This window comes from Gilliamella sp. B14384G12, from assembly GCF_016101825.1.
GTDB classification, from domain to species: domain Bacteria; phylum Pseudomonadota; class Gammaproteobacteria; order Enterobacterales; family Orbaceae; genus Gilliamella; species Gilliamella apicola_N.
In genome coordinates this window covers 1-360 of record NZ_JACFPU010000058.1, presented here as the reverse complement: position 1 = coordinate 360, position 360 = coordinate 1, and the positions used below count along the sequence as shown (strand labels likewise).

1 protein-coding gene is annotated in these 360 nt (G+C 41.7%); it reads left to right on the top strand.

Annotated features, from left to right (window positions below; genetic code table 11):
- Positions 1 to 360, top strand: a 360-nt coding sequence (locus H3S73_RS13640; protein ID WP_198248933.1) for a DUF2345 domain-containing protein, incomplete at both ends; no start/stop codon positions are given.

Sequence of the window (360 nt, the reverse complement as noted above, 5' to 3'; positions counted from 1 at the left end):
GCGCAGATACCGACAGTCAGGAGCAACTTAAAGCGACATTAACCCAATTAGCCCAAAGCGGCATTCTTGCTTATGCACAAGAGGGTATTGCTTTAACCAGTCCAGAAAATATCCAATTGTCAACTTCAAATAGCGTTTCAATGACCAGTGAAAATCAAACTGACATTAATGCGTTAAAAAACATTACCGTCTCATCCGGTGAATCCATCGGTCTGTTTGCTCATAAATCAGGAATGAAAGTCTTTGCCAATCAAGGTGATGTTAACGTGCAGGCGCAAAATGCCAACCTGAATATGGCTGCCAAGCAAGATATTAAAATAGACAGTGTCGATGGAAAATTAACGGTCACCGCAAGTGAAG